Genomic DNA, 16109 nt, shown 5'->3' on the forward strand with positions numbered 1-16109 from the left:
TCTCAAGGAGCATGGCATTCGGATCAGCATGGACGGCAAGGGCTGCTATCATGACAACATCTTCGTGGAACGGCTCTGGCGCAGCGTCAAGCACGAGTGCGTCTACCTCACAGCCTTCGAGGATGGACGCCACTTGAAGCAGGCGCTCCACCGGTACTTCCGGCATTACAATCAGGCCCGGTACCACCAAACCCTTGATTACCAAACACCGGATGAGGTGTACTACCAACAACCCATGACCCTGGCAGCTTGAGCCGGGAATACAGCCGGATCAGAGCTTAACTGCACCTTCAGGCTGTCCAACTGATGGGGTCCACCTCATACACCATGCTTTTTTGATTTTGGTAAGAATGACACCACGTGGTGTCCTGGAAGATCATCACCAACTCGGTGCGCAAAGTCTGTTAAATTGGTTTCTGCTAGAACGTAAAGCCAACCACCGAAGTTAAAAGGCTCATCTGCTTGGCGCCTGAGAATTCTGCCAAGAACTTGCCGGAAATGGAGCTCTGTTCGTATCCTGCTGAGGTGGCAACACACTTGCAATCTGGGAATATCTGTTCCTTCACTGATCATTCCTACGGAAATAATCCACCTATCAGTCGAAAATTTGAAATCTGAGATAACCTTTTGGGCCTCGGGCGTGTTGTAAGTAACCACAACAGGCTTCTCTCCAAGTGCTGAAAGCCGAGTAGAGATCTGTTCTGCGTGCGCCACTGTAGCTGCTACAACGAGCCCTGCGGCCAAAGGAACCTGCTTCCGGATATCCGACAGTTTCGTTGATGCTTCCGAGAGTATATGGTCGATTATTTCGTCCCGGAATAGAAATTCAGGATACGTAACATAACCCTGTTTAATGGTTTCCTGGATACTGGTAAAGGTTTTTTTTAGGCCAAGGTCGAATGATCTCAGGCTGATTTCTCGATTGTCAGTGAGCACGATTCTTGGTTCACGGCACACACCCTCAGAAACTGCGCGCTGCAACCCGTACTCGTAATCACAGTGGAGCTCGCCGTCGGGCTGTATGTAGCGAGAGAGAACGATTGGATGATCATCTGTTCTCCATGGAGTACCTGATAGCGCTATCGTGAAAATGGCTTTCCCTTGAATTCTCTCGAGAATCGTTCGGCCCCAACTGTTGCCAATGACAAGATCCTCCCATCTTTGACCGGCGCAGTGATGGATTTCATCCAATACCACCAGCACTCTGTGTTCGCTCAACACCCGCCACAACTCTTTAGGCAGGGTGCTCATTGACTGGTAGGTGTAGGAGCCACCAGCAGCTCCAATTTGGCCGTTGAAGGTTCGCCCTAGGACTTGGCCAAATGTAAAAGCAACGCTTTGCGCGACTGTCCTTGACGGGGAAAAACACAAGACGAAGTCTATTTTCTTTCGTTCCAGAAGGGCCTTGGCCACAGAGGCCACCATAACCGTCTTGCCTGCTCCTGGCGTCGCGTGGCAGAGAAAATGTGTTTGATGCTCGAAAACTTGTAGAGCTTCGTCAACGCACTCGTTTTGCCAAACGCGCAACTGGGTCATGCGGAAGATCCAATCTTTGCGATTACCGATTCTACGGCTCGAAGATGGCCTAACAGTTTGGTGCTTCTCTCGCGAGATTCCAGGTACTGCGTCTTTACTGCGCTACGCAGTGCTGGGTACTTGTTGTAGAGTCGCTGGTATTCCTCTGCTTCACCGATGCTCGCAATCAGTTCAACTTTCCTGTTAGAGAGCTCTTCCTGCAATGAATGCCGGGTTTCCCTGTCCATCGTCGACTCTCCTTGCTTATCTTCCGTGAGATAGGGAGATGATCTCGCTACCAAGGCAGCGCCATCGTGTTCTAGTCGGTAGATGAACTTGCAACCCCGCCCTGTAGCCCCTTCGTAGCGCTCGATGAGATCCGCTGCTTCAAGCCGTAGAAGCTCCCTATAGATATGCTTGCGTAGTTGATTGGCGGACGGCCGTTGTCCATGAGGAATACGACTAAGATAGAGATCCCGGATCTCGGTGTTCGAGAAAGGAGTGCCAGCCTGATTTCGTAAAAGTTCAATCAAGATTTCATCGGCGTGCAGTTGCTGTTTTTCGCTCATATGGAGGTCCGATGGTCATTAGGTCGATCTGATCGATCCTGGAAAATGGGTAGTATATGCCGTGGCTCCTTATGCCTCAAGAAACCATAGTCTTGTCTTTTATGAGGGCAAGAAATGGGTTCAGTTGTTCGCGAAGCATTTGGTCGAAATCTTCGAGCGATTCGGAAATCGAAAGGGCTGTCTCAGGAGCGCCTTGCATATGAGGCAGGGATCGATAGGAGCTATGTAGGGAAAATCGAAAGAGGTGAGGTTAACGTAACGATCGAACGACTGTATCAACTCGCAGATTGTCTTCAGTGCTCCCCAAAAGAACTGTTGCTAGATTTGACGGAGCCCCCGGCAGATATCCGTTCCTGACACGGGCGTGGCTTCAACTTGTATTAGTTCCGCTGTCCTCTATGGATCTCGCTTTTAGTTTTAGTATAATAATTTAGTATATATACCAAAACCAGCTAACTGATGTGAAAAGGAAAAGTTAGTTTTGGTACGTTCAAAATAGAACTTGCCTTCAGATGTACACGGCGCCCCAGAAGAAGTTCCGCGCCCGTGATGAGGACGAAGTACTCGAGGAAATCCGCAAATGCGGCGAGCGCCTGATCGTGCAGAGGGTATTCCTTGCCGATGGTGATGCAATGATCCTGCCCACTCACCGCTTGCTGAAGATTCTCGAGGCCATTCGCGACTATCTCCCCGATGTTCACCGGGTTACCTCCTACTGCCTGCCCCGCAACCTCAAGCGCAAGTCAGTGTCGGAACTGAAAGAATTGCACGATGCCGGGCTGCACATGCTCTATATCGGTGCGGAGTCCGGTGATGATGAGGTGCTGCGCCGGGTCAACAAGGGGGAGACTTACGAGTCCACGAAGGATGCCCTGCTCAAGATCGGGGAGGCGGGCATCAAGCGCTCGGTGATGATCCTCAACGGCCTGGGGGGCAAGAGCCTGAGCGACCAGCACGCGCTCAATTCGGCCCGGTTAATGAATGACACCCAGCCGGAGTTCCTGTCGACCCTCGTCGTGAGCTTTCCCCAGGGGATGGACCGCTACAAGGAGCAGTTCCCGGACTTCGAGCCCCTCGACCAGCAGGAGCTGTTCCTGGAGGCCGAGAAGCTTCTGGAAAACCTTGAGCTGAACCAGACCGTCTTTCGCAGCGACCATGCGTCCAACTACCTGGTGCTCAAAGGCACCCTGGGCCGGGACAAGGCCCGCATGCTGGAACAGGTACGCACGGCTATCCATACACCAGAGCGGGCACGGCTGCGGCCGGAGTGGTTGCGGGGGCTTTAGGATCCCACCTGCCTGATTCGCTATCCTGCCAAGTGACCTTGTTCAGTACAGAATCAGGCGTAGCAGGATCGCCGCGACCATGATCAGGGTGAGCCATTTGATCCATTGGGCGCCTTTGGGCCCCATGTTCACTTTTACGGCCATCATGGCACCGGCCATGTTGCCGAGGGCAAGGACGAGTCCGGTGACCCACAGCACCTGGCCCTTCGTCGCAAAGATTGCCAGGGCAGGCAGGGTATAGACCAGGATGATAAACACCTTGATGACATTCACCTGGGGCAGGTCTATCTTCAGCATGCGGTAAAGCACGACAATAAACAGCGCCCCAACCCCCACCTGGATAAACCCGCCATACAGGCCGATCAGGAATAATGCCAGGTACTCCACCAGTCCCAGCCGGTCCGGGGTCAGTGCCCGGGTGTCCAGCCGGGGCTGGGGCAGGAGCATGAACACCGACGCCCCGATCATCGCGGCAATCAGTACTCCTTCAAAGATCGCCTCGGGGATCCAGCTAGCGGTCCAGGCCCCGAGCAGCGAGCCGGCCACAGCGGGTATGGACAGGCGGATACTCACAGCCAGGTTGCTGTGGCCCGCGCGAAGGAAGCTGCCCACGGCAGTCACACTCTGCAGGGTAATCGCCACACGATTGGTGCCATTGGCCACCTGGGCCGGCAGGCCAAGAAACATCAGCAATGGCAGGGTCAGCATGGAGCCGCCTGCGGAAAGTACGTTGATGAAGCCTGCGACCCCACCAATAGCCACCAGGGCCATAGCCTCCATGAGGGTCATTCTCTGTCCTTAAACGTGTCATAAATCCGGGCAGGATCGCCGTGATAACTATACTCGAAGGTATAAGCGAAGGTCTGTAGGGCTCGCAAACCATCGGTGGCAATTACCGGGTGGTTTTCAATGGCAGCAGCCCACTACAGGAAGCAGTCTATAACCAGAGCAGGAACCTTGCATGTGGAGCATCCTACAGGAACAGCTTTTAAACAATCTTCGTGACACAGCGGAAGCGCTCGGACTCAGCGGAACCAGCTGGGAGCAAACACTGGGCTGGCTCATGGGGCAGTTGCTGGTGACGGCGATACTGCTTGTCCTGGCCGCAATGCTGTACTGGTTCGCCAGCCTGGGTCTGCGGCTGATCCTGGGCAGAATTAATCGCCTCGGCGCCATACACCATGCCATCAGGACCGGCTTACGATACGTAGTGGCCCTGGTGGCCATCGTCGCTATCGCTGCCCAGTATGGTGGCGATGCGATCCTGCTCAAGGGCATAGCCCAGGCCGGGGTGATCGCACTGGGCTTCTACGTCGCGTGGGTGCTGCTGTCCCGTGCCGTCGAGGTTACCCATGCCCGTCACCAGATTGACCCTTCGCTAAAGCAACTTCTCAGGAACTCCCTGCTGGTGCTGGTGCTGGTGATGGGTTCGGTTACCGTACTGGCGCAGTTCGGGTTCGATGTCTGGTCGGTTATCGCTGGCCTGGGCATTGTCGGCATTGCGGTTGGCTTTGCTGCCCAGTCCACACTGTCCAACTTTATTGCCGGGGTGACCCTGCTGATCGAACGCCCCTTCCGCATTGGCGACTGGGTCCGGATCAATGACCAGGAAGGCAAGGTTCTGAAAATTGCCTTCCGGACCACCTGGCTGCGAACCCGTGACAATATCTTCACCATGATCCCTAACGACAGCGTGGCATCGTCCGAGATCGTCAACTACAGCGCTGAAGGCCCCACCCGGGTGCGGATCCAACTCGGAATTGCCTACAAGGAGTCCGCCAGGGAAGCCCGGCAGGTCATCCTTCCCATCCTGGAGGCCCATCCCAAGGTATTGAAAACCGGCGACATGATGCCCCGGGTTGCCATGGAAGGACTTGGTGATTCCTCGGTCAACCTGGTAGTCCTGATCTGGATCCTTCCTGAGGATATTGATATTCAGCCACGGATTGCCGCTGAGATCCTGGAGCAAATCAAGGAACACCTGGACGAGGCGGGAATCGAGATTCCGTTCCCCCACCTTCAGTTGTTTATCGATGATGCCAAGGGCCTGGCGCCCCTGTTCTCGCCACTGAGGATCAACGGCGAATCAAATCCGGCAGCCAACAGTTCCTGAGGCAGGACTGTCGGGGCATCGAACCCCGGCGCTGGATCAAGCCAATGCCCGGACCGGACCAGACTGGCGGGCACTCCAGACCAGCAGGGCGACAAAGATCACCACGCCGGCCAGGTCGATCCAGATCATGCCATGAGGCCATAACATCAGTGCTCCGACGGGGAACATCAACACCCGCAGCCACCACTGCAGGGGATGCTCCAGGTACCCTTCAAGGCCGGCAATAATGGCATAGATGCCGAACAGGGCAAATGTGAACACCGTGATCATCTCCAACGGTGTGCCGGAAATCAGTGGTGAATAGGCAAACAGCAGGGGCACGATGTACAGGCCCTTTGCGATCTTCCAGGCGGTCAGACCGGTACGCATTGGGGGGGTGCCGGCAATGGCCGCCGCTGCGAAGGCAGTAAGGCAGACCGGCGGAGTCACGTTGGAGTCCTGTGACAACCAGAAAATGATCATATGGGCCGCTACCAGCGCCATGGTCAGTGCTTGCGACGACAGGGCCTGCTCAAGTAACTGGCCGGTGAAGTTCTCCGGCACTTCCGCCAGCATCGCAGCCGCCTGGGCCCGCTCCATGGGGGCCCCCAACAATTCCACCGCATCCGGCGCGGTCAGCATGAAGATTGCCCGGGCCTGCTCCGGCAGGTTGCCGCTGGCCATCAGGTCGATCAGCTGACTCTGGGCAATCAGTTGATAGATGGCGGGCGCAGAGAGTGTCGCCAATACGATGTAGGCCGCCGTCACCGGAAGCCCCATACCCAGGATCAGTGAAGCCAGCGCCACCAGTACGATGGTGACCAGCAGGCTGCCACCGGCCCAGTCAGTGATCATCAGGGAAAAGGTGTTGCCGACGCCGGTGGTGGAAATCACCATCACAATGAGCCCGACGGTGATCAGCAGGATCGCGGTGGTCATGATATTGCGGCTGCCCTGGGCGAGGGCGTCCATGATATCCCTGAGCGTCATCGGCTTGCGGGCAATCCAGGATGACACCACCACCGACACGATGGCGATGCCGGCAGCATAGGTGGGCGTGAACCCGTAGATCAGCGCTGCCACCAGCACCACAAGGGGCAACAGATAATGCCAGCCGCCCTTCAACACCTGGCCGAAGGTTTCCGAGTTCTCATCCTCGAGTTTCACCGCATGGCTGCGCTTGGCTTCGATACGCACGAACATGGCCACGGACAGGAAATACAGCAATGCCGGCAGGGCCGCCACGCCAATAATGGTCAGGTAGGACACCTGGGTATAGGACGCCATGATAAACGCCCCGGCCCCCATCACCGGCGGCATTAGCTGCCCGCCGGTAGACGCTGCGGCTTCCACACCACCGGCAAAGCGGGCCGGGAAGCCCGCCTTGCGCATGAGGGGGATAGTGATCACCCCGGTGGACACGGTATTGGCAACGCTGGAACCGGACACCGAGCCCATGAGGCCGGAGGAGAACACTGCCACAAACCCGGGCCCGCCCACGAACCGGCCCGCCGCACAGCGGGCCAGGTCGATAATGAAATCCCCGGCGCCGGACTTCACCAGGAAGGCGCCGAACAGGATGAACATGAACACATAGGTCCAGGAGATGCGGGCAATGGAGCCGAGCATGCCCTGCCCACCCATCCAGGACCGGTAGAGCACCGTCTCCCAGGTCAGGCCCGGAAAGTTGAACACTCCATCCACATATTGTCCCCACCAGGCGACATAGGTGAGTGCGACCATGCACAGGCAGGGGATGAACCAGCCGGTGGTGCGCCGGGCAAACTCCAGCACCAGCACTACCGCAATGATAGACACCACCCAGTCGGCGGTGGAGAAAACCACACCCCGGTCGTAAAGTGCGTCCTCGAAGCCCATGAGGTAGAGCGCACACCCCAGTGCCGCCAGCCCAAGGACGAGGTCGACCCAGAAAACGGCACGCTGAACCCCTGCCCGCTCACTACGAATCAGAGGCATGGCCAGCGCGCAGAGCAGCCCGAACAGGCCAAAGTGCAGTGCCGATATCCACAGCTCCGACAGCGTTGAAAAGGTATTGAACCAGAGGTGGATCAGCGCGATGCCGATGGCCAGTGCAAAGATCACCCGGCCAATGACCGGGTGCTCCAGGCGTTCTGGTGCCTCTTTCGGGCTTTCTTCGCGGATCTTTTCCAGCCGTGCTTCGGCCCCGGCATCGTCACAGCGAGGTTGTGTCACACACGATATCCCTGTTGCTCGCCGGATTACTGCGCTTTCAGGCGGTCGGGAATCTCGATGCCCTGCTCCTCATAGAACCGCTGGGCGCCCGGGTGCAGCGGCATGGGCAGGCCCACGATAGCCTTCTCCAGCGCCATGGCCTTGGTGGCCGCATGGATGTTGTTAAGGAACGGCAGGTTCTCGTAAATGGTCCTGGTGATCAGGTAGACGTCTTCCTCAGGGACGTCTTCCCGCACGGCAAGGATGTTCGGCTGGGCAATGGTGTTGATGACTTCATCCTGGTTGGGGTAGGTGCCCGCCGGAATCTCGTAGGCCGACCACAGCTCGAAGTCACTGTTGACGTCTGCCAGCTGTTGCTCGGTGAAATTCAGCGTGACAATCTCATCCCCCATATTGGCGTAGGCGCGAGTAACCGCAGAGGCCGGAACGCCGGCGGGAATGTTCATGCCATCGATATTGCCATTCTGCAGCGAGTCGGCGCTCGGGCCGTAGCCCATGTAAGCCATTTCAATCTCATCCAGGTCAACGCCTACCTTGCCCAGAATGAAGCGCCCCGAACCCTCGGTGCCCGAGTTACGGGCACCAATGGAGAAGGTCTCTCCGTAGAGATTCTTCATATCCTCGATGGTGCCTGTGTCCGCATGTTCACTGCGAACCACAAAGTGCTCCACGTTCTGCCACAGCATCGACACGGAACGAACATTTTTATAGGCCTTGGGTACCGGGTCGGTTCCATCCCACGCCCAGGCACCATAGAGCCCCTGAAGGATGCTGAACTGAGCCTGGTCCTCATCCATCAGCTTGAGGTTCTCACCGGAGCCGGCGGAGCTGATGGCAGAAACGGAGATATTCTCCGTGGGTTCAAGCTTTACCTTGATCAATGTGGAGATAGCCACCCCCACGGGGTAATAGGTGCCACCGGTGGTGGCCGTACCCATAATGTACTTGCCTTCCGCCTGGGCCGTCATGGACAGGCCAAGGGTGGCAGCAGCGAGAAGTGCAGTAGCAGATCTGAAGACGGAGGTTCTGGTCATGGTCGGGTCCTTCCCTGATCGGATTGTTGTCTTTATCAATCAATGGATCAGGATAAATCTAGACCAGTGTCACCGTTACGGCCACTACTCCAAACGTCGTAGATACCAGAAGCCACCAGGAACGGCGGCGGGGCGAGGTGAACAGGGGGAGCCCTGCTCCCCCGTGAATGGCCGAATCAGTTATCGACTGCGTCTTCGGCGCGATCAGACATTTTTTCAGCGCCTTCCTTCACATTATGCCAGGCGGAAGAGGTAGCCTGCTTGGTGTCTTCCCAGGCACTGCGGCTGGTTTCCTTGGTGTTCTCCCAGGCCTGCCTCAGCCCCTGGCGAGTCTGATTCCACCAGCTTTCGTCGTATTCCGGCAGCGACTTCACCTCGTCCTTGGTAGACGCCATGTGGACCTCGTAGTCCTGGTCATCGAATTCGTCGTCATCCTTGTCGTCCTGCTCCAGGCGAACGGTAAAGCTGCCACGCTCGGCAACCACGTCACGGCCGCCGAGACCCAGCACATCGCCGGTTTTGATGACCAGTGAATGAACGGACATATCATCACTCATGAGGATGTCCTCCACTTCGCCGATTTCCTCGCCATTACTGTCATAAACGTCGGCATCCATCAATTCATCCGCAGAGTAGAGCCCCTGGGCTGCCTGTGCGGACAGACCAAATGCCATTGAACCGGCGATCAGGGAAATGCCCATTGCGCGAACCAGACGTGTGCGTTTCATAGTGAACTCCTTATTCCATAAACTCCTGGGAAAGGGCCGACCGCCAGGGGCCGGACCAGGCAACGTGATATGTGATGCCGATCACGTTATCAATAAACCTAGCAACGGGGTCGCAACAGTCCAAGTGACGGAATGGCAATAAAACGCGCGGGAAATACTGGTTAAAAGTCCGGAATTTCGGCTATCAATCCGGTTTTGGCTAACCAAAGAACCAGTAACAGACGCCAATGGCAGTCACGATGCCTGCCAGGTCCGCCAGCAGGGCACAGGCCAGACCATGACGGATACGACGGATACCCACCGCGCCGAAGTAAACCGCCAGAACGTAGAAGGTTGTCTCGGTACTGCCCTGCATGGTGGCTGCCATCAGGGCCGGAAAGCTGTCCACACCGAAGTTATCCATGGTTTCGATCATCATGGCCCGGGCACCACTACCGGACAGCGGCTTTATAAACGCCGTGGGCAGGGCATCAACGAACCGGGTGTCCCAACCCAGTGCGTCTGCCAGCCAGCGGAAGCCGTCCAGCCCCGCCTCCAGCACCCCACTGGCCCGTAAAACCCCCACCGCTACCAGCATGGCCACGAGATAGGGCAGCAGGCTGAGGGCCACCTGAAGCCCCTCCCTGGCGCCTTCGACAAAGGCGTCGTACACGTTCACCCGGCGCAGCGCCGCGATGGCGAGGAAGCCCACCACAATCCCGAACAGGGTAAGGTTGCCCACCAGGGTCGAAGTGGCCTCCAGGGCCTGGGCAGACATGCCTGCCAGTGTGGTCAGCAGCAGGCCAAGGGCGGCAGCGCCACCTACCAGGTAGGCCAGCACTACCGGGTGCCAGAGCTTCAGCCTCTGCACCAGGGACACAGTCAGCAACCCCACCAGGCTGGAGGCCGACGTGGCCAGCAGAATGGGCAGGAAGACGGCCGTGGGTTCGGCCGCGCCCTGCTGGGCCCGGTACATGAAAATGGTCACCGGCAGCAGGGTAAGGGAGGACGTGTTCAACACCAGGAACAGGATCTGGGCGTTGCTGGCGGTATCCTTGCTGGGGTTGAGTTCCTGCAGGGAATGCATGGCCTTGATGCCGATGGGCGTGGCGGCGTTATCCAGGCCCAGCACGTTGGCCGCGAAGTTCATGGTGATGTGGCCCATGGCCGGGTGTCCGCTGGGCACTTCCGGCATCAGGCGCCGGAACAGGGGGTCCAGCAACCGCGCGAGCACGTCCACCAGGCCGGCTTTTTCAGCGATGGCGAGGAACCCCAGCCACAGGGTCATGGTGCCGGCCAGCACCAGTACAATCTCCACGCTGAGTTCGGCCATATCAAACAGCGCGGTCACCAGCCGGCTGAACACTTCCGGGTCGTTATGCCCCAGCCACTGCCACAGCGCAGCTGCAAAGGCGGCCAGGAAGAAGCCGAGCCAGATTCCGTTCAGCATGGGCCAGTGCTCTCCCTCTGCGTCCACCGGGACACAACGGAGCCACGGCCCGCTGTGTCATTCGCCATACTCACCAGGCCCGCTCGCGCAGACTGCCGGCCCGATGCCCTCGGCCGCCAAGCCACAGCAATACAGGCACCAGCGCCCGCAACAGCGCCGCCAGTGGCAACATCAGCCAGCGGAGCAGGATCAGCACCGGCAACAGGATCAGCATCCAGCCTGCCCACTGCACCAGCCAGGTGGGCAGGCCCGCAACCCGGGCAATTTCGGCCAGCACATCGCTGATTACCACCGGATGGCGGATCACCAGGTAGCCGGCGCCGATGACCAGCGGCCAACGGGCATAACGGGCACTGCGCAGGACCATTCTTCCGGCACCGGTCACCCGCGCCGCCAGCGCGGCGGAGCGGGTCGATAACCCGGCCCCTCGCGTGGTGGCTGCCGCGGCCCGGCCGGCGCGTAGTACCTTTACCGCGCTGGCAAATACCAGCACGTCCACCGATGCCCAGCCAATGTCAGACAAGCGGATTTCCTCGCCGGTGCGTTGACGGGTCTCCAGGGTACGGATACCGCTGGTAAAAAAATCAGTGACGCCTTCGGTGATACGCTCGGTCTGGATCCAGTGAACCGAACCATCATCCGCTACTTCGAACTGGCCGAGAAAGCCATGGCCCTCGGCTTCAATAAAGTTCACGGCATACCAGCCACGCTGTTCCGGGGTCAGTTCCGGAGCGGGTTCATCCTGTTCTGGCTCAACAGGCGTGGCGCTCTCGGTGCGGGAAGGCTGAAAACTTCCGACAAATTCCCTTATCTGGTCATAGTGCCGGGACAGGGTATTCATGGTTTCAATGGTCGCCACCGGGTTGTCGATAAAGTGTGCCACCGGCGGCAGCACGGCTTCACCATATCGGCCCAGGATATCCCGGAACTCCGGCTCCGAGGCGTACAACGGGAACACCTGCGCGGCCAGGTCCGGATACCGCAGCACCGCTCCCCTCGCTTTCAGCGACACCAGGGGATCGTCAGACAGGTCCAGCAGGGCCGCCTGCAACTCCACCGGCAAATCTTCCACTCCGGTGATACCCGGCAGGGATTCCTGCGCCTGTATCCGGACGAGTCTTTCTTCCAGGGGCTCGGGCTCATGCCACCCGGCCACGCCAGCAGCCAGCAAGCCGGCCAGTACCATCAGCACCACCACAGTTTTCAACCGGGACACCTCGCGCTTCGGTCAGCAACAGACGCCCTCCAGCTTATACCATCCCTGCGAGGTTCTCCTACGGCTGCATGGCCGGGACAGCGGCCGATTCACATCACGTACATCCGCAACGGCATCCACAACCCCATGGCTATCATGATCAGGTTCTCCGTCAGCGAGACAAACCCCAGGGGCACGTTGCTGTTGCCGCCCACGCAGGCACATTTGAGTTCCCGCCGGTCGATATACACAGCCTTGAACACCGAAAAAGCCCCTACCGTGCCGATAAATAGTGCAACGGGGGCTGCCAGCCAGACCAAAGCCCCGGCCATCATCAGAATGCCCGCAAGGGTCTCGCCAAACGGATACAGATAACCGTAAGCCACCTGTTTCTGTGCCAGCAGATCATAGTTGAGGAACATGGTGCTGAAGCTTTCCACGTCCTGCAGTTTCTGCAACCCCAGCAGGATCATCGCTATGGCGACGAATTTCTCGACGGTCATCAGGGAAAAAACGGCATGGTCGAAGAACCACATAATGCCAATGGCCATCAGCAACGCAGTTCCGAATATCGCGATGACGGGCTGATAGCTGGTGTCGTCATCCGGATCGTCGAGGCCAAAGTGGACCCTCAGTTCGTCATAGCCGCCGATACGCTGGCCATCGATAAAGGTCTGGGGCGTGGTATCCACGTTATGCCCGTCCTGGAACCGGTCCACTTCATCCCGGCTGGTGAGAGGGTGGTCTTCCACCGTATAGCCCTTTCGCTCGAGCAGGAACTTGCTCTTCATCCCGAACGGGCAGAGATGTTCCGCCATCACCATGCGATAGAGCTGGGCTGTCTTGCCTGGACTCACATTCTCCATTCGAGCTCCCTCCTCGGCGTTGCCCGCCGATACCGGATAAACCAATCACGTTCTCCCGTTCAGCCTAGCAGTGGCCATGGCGCGTTTGTGCCCAGCGCCCTTACGGTTGCGTAATACCGGCAACAGACAGGGTCCGTTTGCGCCGAATGACCAAAAGGCTTGCGCAATGGCTCCGGCCGCGTTAGATTCAGATCTACTGTCAAACAGATCGATTTCCATACCCATGAATCTGAACGCCGTTGTCGTAATCGTGAAGCTAGTCCTGGTGGTCGTGGTGCCATCCGGGGGCTTTTGCGTGGACAGACGGTTGACTGACTGACAGACCAGACGAACACCAAGGCCCCCGGCACCGAAAGGTTCCGGGGGCTTTTTTTTGCACCTGAAAAAGCAAAGGGAAGACACCATGAACGGCGCACAGCACATCCTGGAGGCATTCCACCGCCACCACATCGACACGGTTTTCGGCTACCCCGGCGGCTGTATCATGCCGCTATACGATGCCCTGGTGGACGATGCAGTGGTGGAGCATGTGCTGTGCCGCCACGAACAGGCCTGCGCCCTCGCCGCCGACGGCTATGCCCGTGCGAGCGGCAGGACCGGCGTATGCATTGCCACCTCCGGCCCTGGTGCCACCAACCTCATAACCGGTGTGGCCAATGCCCACCGGGACTCGGTTCCCATGGTGGTTATCACCGGTCAGGTGCCTTCCGCCCTGATCGGCACCGATGCCTTCCAGGAAACGGACATGCTGGGCATGGCCCTGGGTATCGTAAAACACAGCTACCTGGTGGAGCAGGCCGACGAACTTCCGGGCGTGCTGGAGGAAGCCTTCAAACTGGCGAGCGAAGGGCGTCCCGGCCCGGTCTGGATCGACATTCCGAAGGATATCCTGCTGGCAGAGGTCGGCCCTGCGCCGGCCGTTCATGGGACCCCGGGTGTCGATGAGGTTGTTGACGCCTCCCGGGTAATGGCAATGCTCAAGGCCAGTCAGCGACCCCTGTTATACAGCGGGGGCGGCATCTCACTGGCCCATGCGGAAGACGCCTTCCGGGCCTTTACGGAGGCCTCTGGCCTACCCGGTGTGACCACCCTCAAGGGACTGGGTAACGCCGGCAAGCGGGCACCGAACGATCTGGGCATGCTGGGCATGCACGGCTCCCGGGCGGCCAACCGGGCAGTCGCTGAGTGCGATCTCCTGTTGGTGATCGGCGCCCGCCTGGATGACCGGGCCACGGGCAAGCTGGAGGCATTTGCTCCCAGTGCCAGGACCATTCATATCGACGCCGATGCCGCCGAGTTCAACAAACTGCGGCCTGCGGATCTTACCCTTATGGGTGATCTGACAACGATTCTGCGGGCTCTCACGGGGGAAGTCCAAACGTCACCCCTGGCTATCAGCGACTGGCAGCAAACCTGCCGCCACTGGCACACCACCGGTGGCTTCCATGCAGCGGATAACGACGACCCCTACGCCCCCATCCATGGCCCGGCGTTTATTCGCCAGCTCTCCCGCATCACCGCCGACGACACGGTTATTGCCTGCGACGTTGGCCAGCACCAGATGTGGGTCGCCCAGTACTATGACTTTGACCATCCCCGCCATCACCTGACCAGTGGCGGCCTGGGCACCATGGGATTTGGCCTGCCGGCAGCCATCGGTGCACAGTTTGCCAACCGGGCCAGCACGGTGATCAACGTCACCGGCGACGGCTCGTTCATGATGAACGCCCAGGAGCTGGCTACCATCCGCCGTTACCAGCTGCCGGTGAAGATCATCATCCTGGATAACCAGTGCCTGGGCATGGTCCGGCAGCAGCAGGAGCTGTTCTACAACAATCGGGAAAGCCAGATCGACCTGGACGACAACCCGGACTTCCTGACCATGGCGAAGGCATTCGATATCCACGCCTTGCACATCAACCGCAGTGACCAGGTCCGCCGTGGCATCGAAACCCTGCTGGCCTACCAGGGCCCGATGCTGCTGCACGTCGCGATCGCCCGGGAAGAAAACGTCTGGCCCATTGTAAAACCCGGCGCCGGCAACACCGACATGATCGATGAAACCCATCGCCCACGAAGCAACAAGGAGTACGTAGCATGAACCCTCAGCCACCGGCCGCCAGCTACCAGATTCACTGCCGCATGACCCCGGAAGTCGCCGCCCTGGAACGCCTGTGCCAGGTGGTGCGGGTTCGCGGTTTCCGCATTGCAAAAATGGCCATGGAAAACGTCGGTGATTCGCTGGATATCGCCCTCACCCTGGAAGGCAACCGGCCTATCGGGATGTTACAGAGTCAGCTGGAGAAGTTGCAGACAGTGGTTGTGGTGGAGCTCAAAGACCAGGCGCTGTCAGTCGTTGAGCGATTTTCGGCAGGTTAGGAACACTGCCGGACAGGATCTTCGGTAACAGGCCGGGGCAAAGGTGATCGCGCCCCGGCGAATCAGCTGCGAAAACGTGGCGGCGTTCAGACAGCCTCGGGCTTTTTCAGTTGCGCCTCCAGCTCATGGCGCTTGATCTTGCCCGTGGTGCTGCGTGGCAGATCAGCGTCAGTCACGAAACGGACACCCTTGGGCATCTTGTAACCAGCGATCTGGCCACGACAGCACGCCAGAACGTCATCCTCCGTCAGATGGTCGACGGCTGGCACGACGAAGGCTACCGGCACTTCTCCCCAACGGGCATCTGGCGTGCGCACCACCACCGCGTCGGCAATGCGGGCATCAGCGAGCAGAACACGTTCAATTTCGGCCGGATAGATGTTCTCACCGCCGGACTTGATCAGGTACTTGCGTCGGTCCACGAAGTCCAGCGTTCCGTCCGGATTGCGCACGAACATGTCTCCCATGTGGAACCAGCCACCCCGGAAATCCCTGGCGTTCACCTCCGGCGCTTGCCAGTAACCGCTGAACAGTGAAGGACCGCGGATGGCCAGTTCCCCGGGTTCGCCATCCGGCACCTCCTGGTCATCGGCGTCAACCAGGCGGACCTCACAGTAAGAGCTCTGTACCTTGGACAAGTTTTTCGCGACCGTGCCCGGGGCGATGAGCCCGGCGGTGGCCGGCCCCGAGCCGGTCTCTGTGGAGCCAAAACTGTTAACGTAAGGTGCATCCAGAAGCCGGGTGACTTCGGCGATCTGGTGCAGCGGCACCAGGTCAGCCATACAGCCGCAGGACTTCACAC

The 16109-nt window shown here is 58.7% G+C and carries 15 protein-coding genes and 1 pseudogene; 6 read left to right on the forward strand and 10 right to left on the reverse strand.

Going from position 1 to position 16109, the window contains the following annotated elements:
• The coding region (locus BM036_RS18635; protein ID WP_143066656.1) for an integrase core domain-containing protein at positions 1 to 253 on the forward strand (253 nt) is incomplete at its 5' end.
• Between the two features lie 65 nt (positions 254 to 318).
• On the opposite strand, the gene BM036_RS18640 is transcribed toward BM036_RS18635, so the two are convergent.
• A complete protein-coding gene (locus tag BM036_RS18640; RefSeq protein WP_091855153.1) occupies positions 319 to 1536 on the reverse strand; it encodes a DEAD/DEAH box helicase in 1218 nt (405 codons plus the stop codon).
• On the reverse strand, positions 1533 to 2084 hold the full coding sequence (locus BM036_RS18645; protein ID WP_091855154.1) for a hypothetical protein: 552 nt from the start codon (positions 2082 to 2084) through the stop codon (positions 1533 to 1535). The genes BM036_RS18640 and BM036_RS18645 overlap by 4 nt, the downstream gene beginning before the upstream one ends.
• A gap of 114 nt (positions 2085 to 2198) precedes the next feature.
• Between BM036_RS18645 and BM036_RS18650 the strand changes: the two genes are divergently transcribed.
• Both BM036_RS18650 and BM036_RS18655 read left to right on the forward strand, forming a co-directional pair.
• Entirely contained in the window at positions 2199 to 2441 is a 243-nt protein-coding gene (locus tag BM036_RS18650; RefSeq protein WP_091855155.1) for a helix-turn-helix domain-containing protein, read from the forward strand.
• A gap of 152 nt (positions 2442 to 2593) precedes the next feature.
• Positions 2594 to 3370, forward strand: a pseudogene (locus BM036_RS18655) (radical SAM protein); the annotation flags it as partial.
• Positions 3371 to 3412: 42 nt separating this feature from the next.
• Here BM036_RS18655 and BM036_RS18660 read toward each other — a convergent pair.
• The gene (locus BM036_RS18660) at positions 3413 to 4159 is read right to left on the reverse strand and encodes a sulfite exporter TauE/SafE family protein (protein ID WP_091855157.1); all 747 of its coding nucleotides are present in this window, start codon (positions 4157 to 4159) and stop codon (positions 3413 to 3415) included.
• A 172-nt stretch (positions 4160 to 4331) separates the two neighbouring features.
• Here BM036_RS18660 and BM036_RS18665 point away from each other — a divergent pair, with 172 nt between their 5' ends.
• A complete protein-coding gene (locus BM036_RS18665; protein ID WP_091855158.1) occupies positions 4332 to 5483 on the forward strand; it encodes a mechanosensitive ion channel family protein in 1152 nt (383 codons plus the stop codon).
• 36 nt (positions 5484 to 5519) lie between these two features.
• Here the strand turns inward: BM036_RS18665 and BM036_RS18670 are convergent, their stop codons facing one another.
• From BM036_RS18670 to BM036_RS18695, 6 genes are all read right to left on the reverse strand, one after another.
• Complete coding sequence (locus BM036_RS18670) at positions 5520 to 7676, reverse strand: TRAP transporter permease (protein WP_245742731.1); 2157 nt, start codon at positions 7674 to 7676, stop codon at positions 5520 to 5522.
• A gap of 26 nt (positions 7677 to 7702) precedes the next feature.
• Complete coding sequence (locus tag BM036_RS18675; protein WP_091855159.1) at positions 7703 to 8710, reverse strand: TAXI family TRAP transporter solute-binding subunit; 1008 nt, start codon at positions 8708 to 8710, stop codon at positions 7703 to 7705.
• A 176-nt stretch (positions 8711 to 8886) separates the two neighbouring features.
• The gene (locus tag BM036_RS18680) at positions 8887 to 9438 is read right to left on the reverse strand and encodes a PRC-barrel domain-containing protein (RefSeq protein ID WP_091855160.1); all 552 of its coding nucleotides are present in this window, start codon (positions 9436 to 9438) and stop codon (positions 8887 to 8889) included.
• A gap of 199 nt (positions 9439 to 9637) precedes the next feature.
• Complete coding sequence (locus BM036_RS18685) at positions 9638 to 10867, reverse strand: nucleoside recognition domain-containing protein (RefSeq protein WP_091855161.1); 1230 nt, start codon at positions 10865 to 10867, stop codon at positions 9638 to 9640.
• 70 nt (positions 10868 to 10937) lie between these two features.
• Entirely contained in the window at positions 10938 to 12083 is a 1146-nt protein-coding gene (locus BM036_RS18690) for a hypothetical protein (protein WP_413774384.1), read from the reverse strand.
• 89 nt (positions 12084 to 12172) lie between these two features.
• Positions 12173 to 12928 (reverse strand): MauE/DoxX family redox-associated membrane protein, encoded by a 756-nt coding sequence (locus BM036_RS18695; protein ID WP_218144845.1) that lies wholly within the window; start codon positions 12926 to 12928, stop codon positions 12173 to 12175.
• A gap of 403 nt (positions 12929 to 13331) precedes the next feature.
• Here BM036_RS18695 and ilvG point away from each other — a divergent pair, with 403 nt between their 5' ends.
• Together ilvG and BM036_RS18710 are read left to right on the forward strand one after the other, a co-directional pair.
• The gene (gene ilvG / locus BM036_RS18705) at positions 13332 to 15029 is read left to right on the forward strand and encodes an acetolactate synthase 2 catalytic subunit (protein ID WP_091855163.1); all 1698 of its coding nucleotides are present in this window, start codon (positions 13332 to 13334) and stop codon (positions 15027 to 15029) included.
• Positions 15026 to 15307 (forward strand): ACT domain-containing protein, encoded by a 282-nt coding sequence (locus tag BM036_RS18710; RefSeq protein ID WP_091855164.1) that lies wholly within the window; start codon positions 15026 to 15028, stop codon positions 15305 to 15307. Before ilvG ends, BM036_RS18710 begins: the two co-directional genes overlap by 4 nt.
• A gap of 86 nt (positions 15308 to 15393) precedes the next feature.
• Here the strand turns inward: BM036_RS18710 and BM036_RS18715 are convergent.
• Positions 15394 to 16109 (reverse strand): class I adenylate-forming enzyme family protein (locus tag BM036_RS18715; protein WP_143066657.1); only part of this gene is annotated, 716 nt, incomplete at its 5' end.

The sequence above is a fragment of the Marinobacter segnicrescens genome (genome assembly GCF_900111555.1).
In the GTDB taxonomy this organism is placed as follows: domain Bacteria; phylum Pseudomonadota; class Gammaproteobacteria; order Pseudomonadales; family Oleiphilaceae; genus Marinobacter; species Marinobacter segnicrescens.

Excerpts from the sequence above, each read along its gene's own strand:
- BM036_RS18680 (WP_091855160.1), bottom strand. The coding sequence starts at position 9,438 with ATGAAACGCACACGTCTGGTTCGCGCAATGGGCATTTCCCTGATCGCC.
- BM036_RS18645 (WP_091855154.1), bottom strand. The coding sequence starts at position 2,084 with ATGAGCGAAAAACAGCAACTGCACGCCGATGAAATCTTGATTGAACTT.
- ilvG (WP_091855163.1), top strand. The coding sequence starts at position 13,332 with ATGAACGGCGCACAGCACATCCTGGAGGCATTCCACCGCCACCACATC.
- BM036_RS18640 (WP_091855153.1), bottom strand. The coding sequence starts at position 1,536 with ATGACCCAGTTGCGCGTTTGGCAAAACGAGTGCGTTGACGAAGCTCTA.
- BM036_RS18695 (WP_218144845.1), bottom strand. The coding sequence starts at position 12,928 with ATGGAGAATGTGAGTCCAGGCAAGACAGCCCAGCTCTATCGCATGGTG.
- BM036_RS18685 (WP_091855161.1), bottom strand. The coding sequence starts at position 10,867 with ATGCTGAACGGAATCTGGCTCGGCTTCTTCCTGGCCGCCTTTGCAGCT.
- BM036_RS18710 (WP_091855164.1), top strand. The coding sequence starts at position 15,026 with ATGAACCCTCAGCCACCGGCCGCCAGCTACCAGATTCACTGCCGCATG.
- BM036_RS18650 (WP_091855155.1), top strand. The coding sequence starts at position 2,199 with ATGGGTTCAGTTGTTCGCGAAGCATTTGGTCGAAATCTTCGAGCGATT.
- BM036_RS18675 (WP_091855159.1), bottom strand. The coding sequence starts at position 8,710 with ATGACCAGAACCTCCGTCTTCAGATCTGCTACTGCACTTCTCGCTGCT.
- BM036_RS18665 (WP_091855158.1), top strand. The coding sequence starts at position 4,332 with ATGTGGAGCATCCTACAGGAACAGCTTTTAAACAATCTTCGTGACACA.
- BM036_RS18660 (WP_091855157.1), bottom strand. The coding sequence starts at position 4,159 with ATGACCCTCATGGAGGCTATGGCCCTGGTGGCTATTGGTGGGGTCGCA.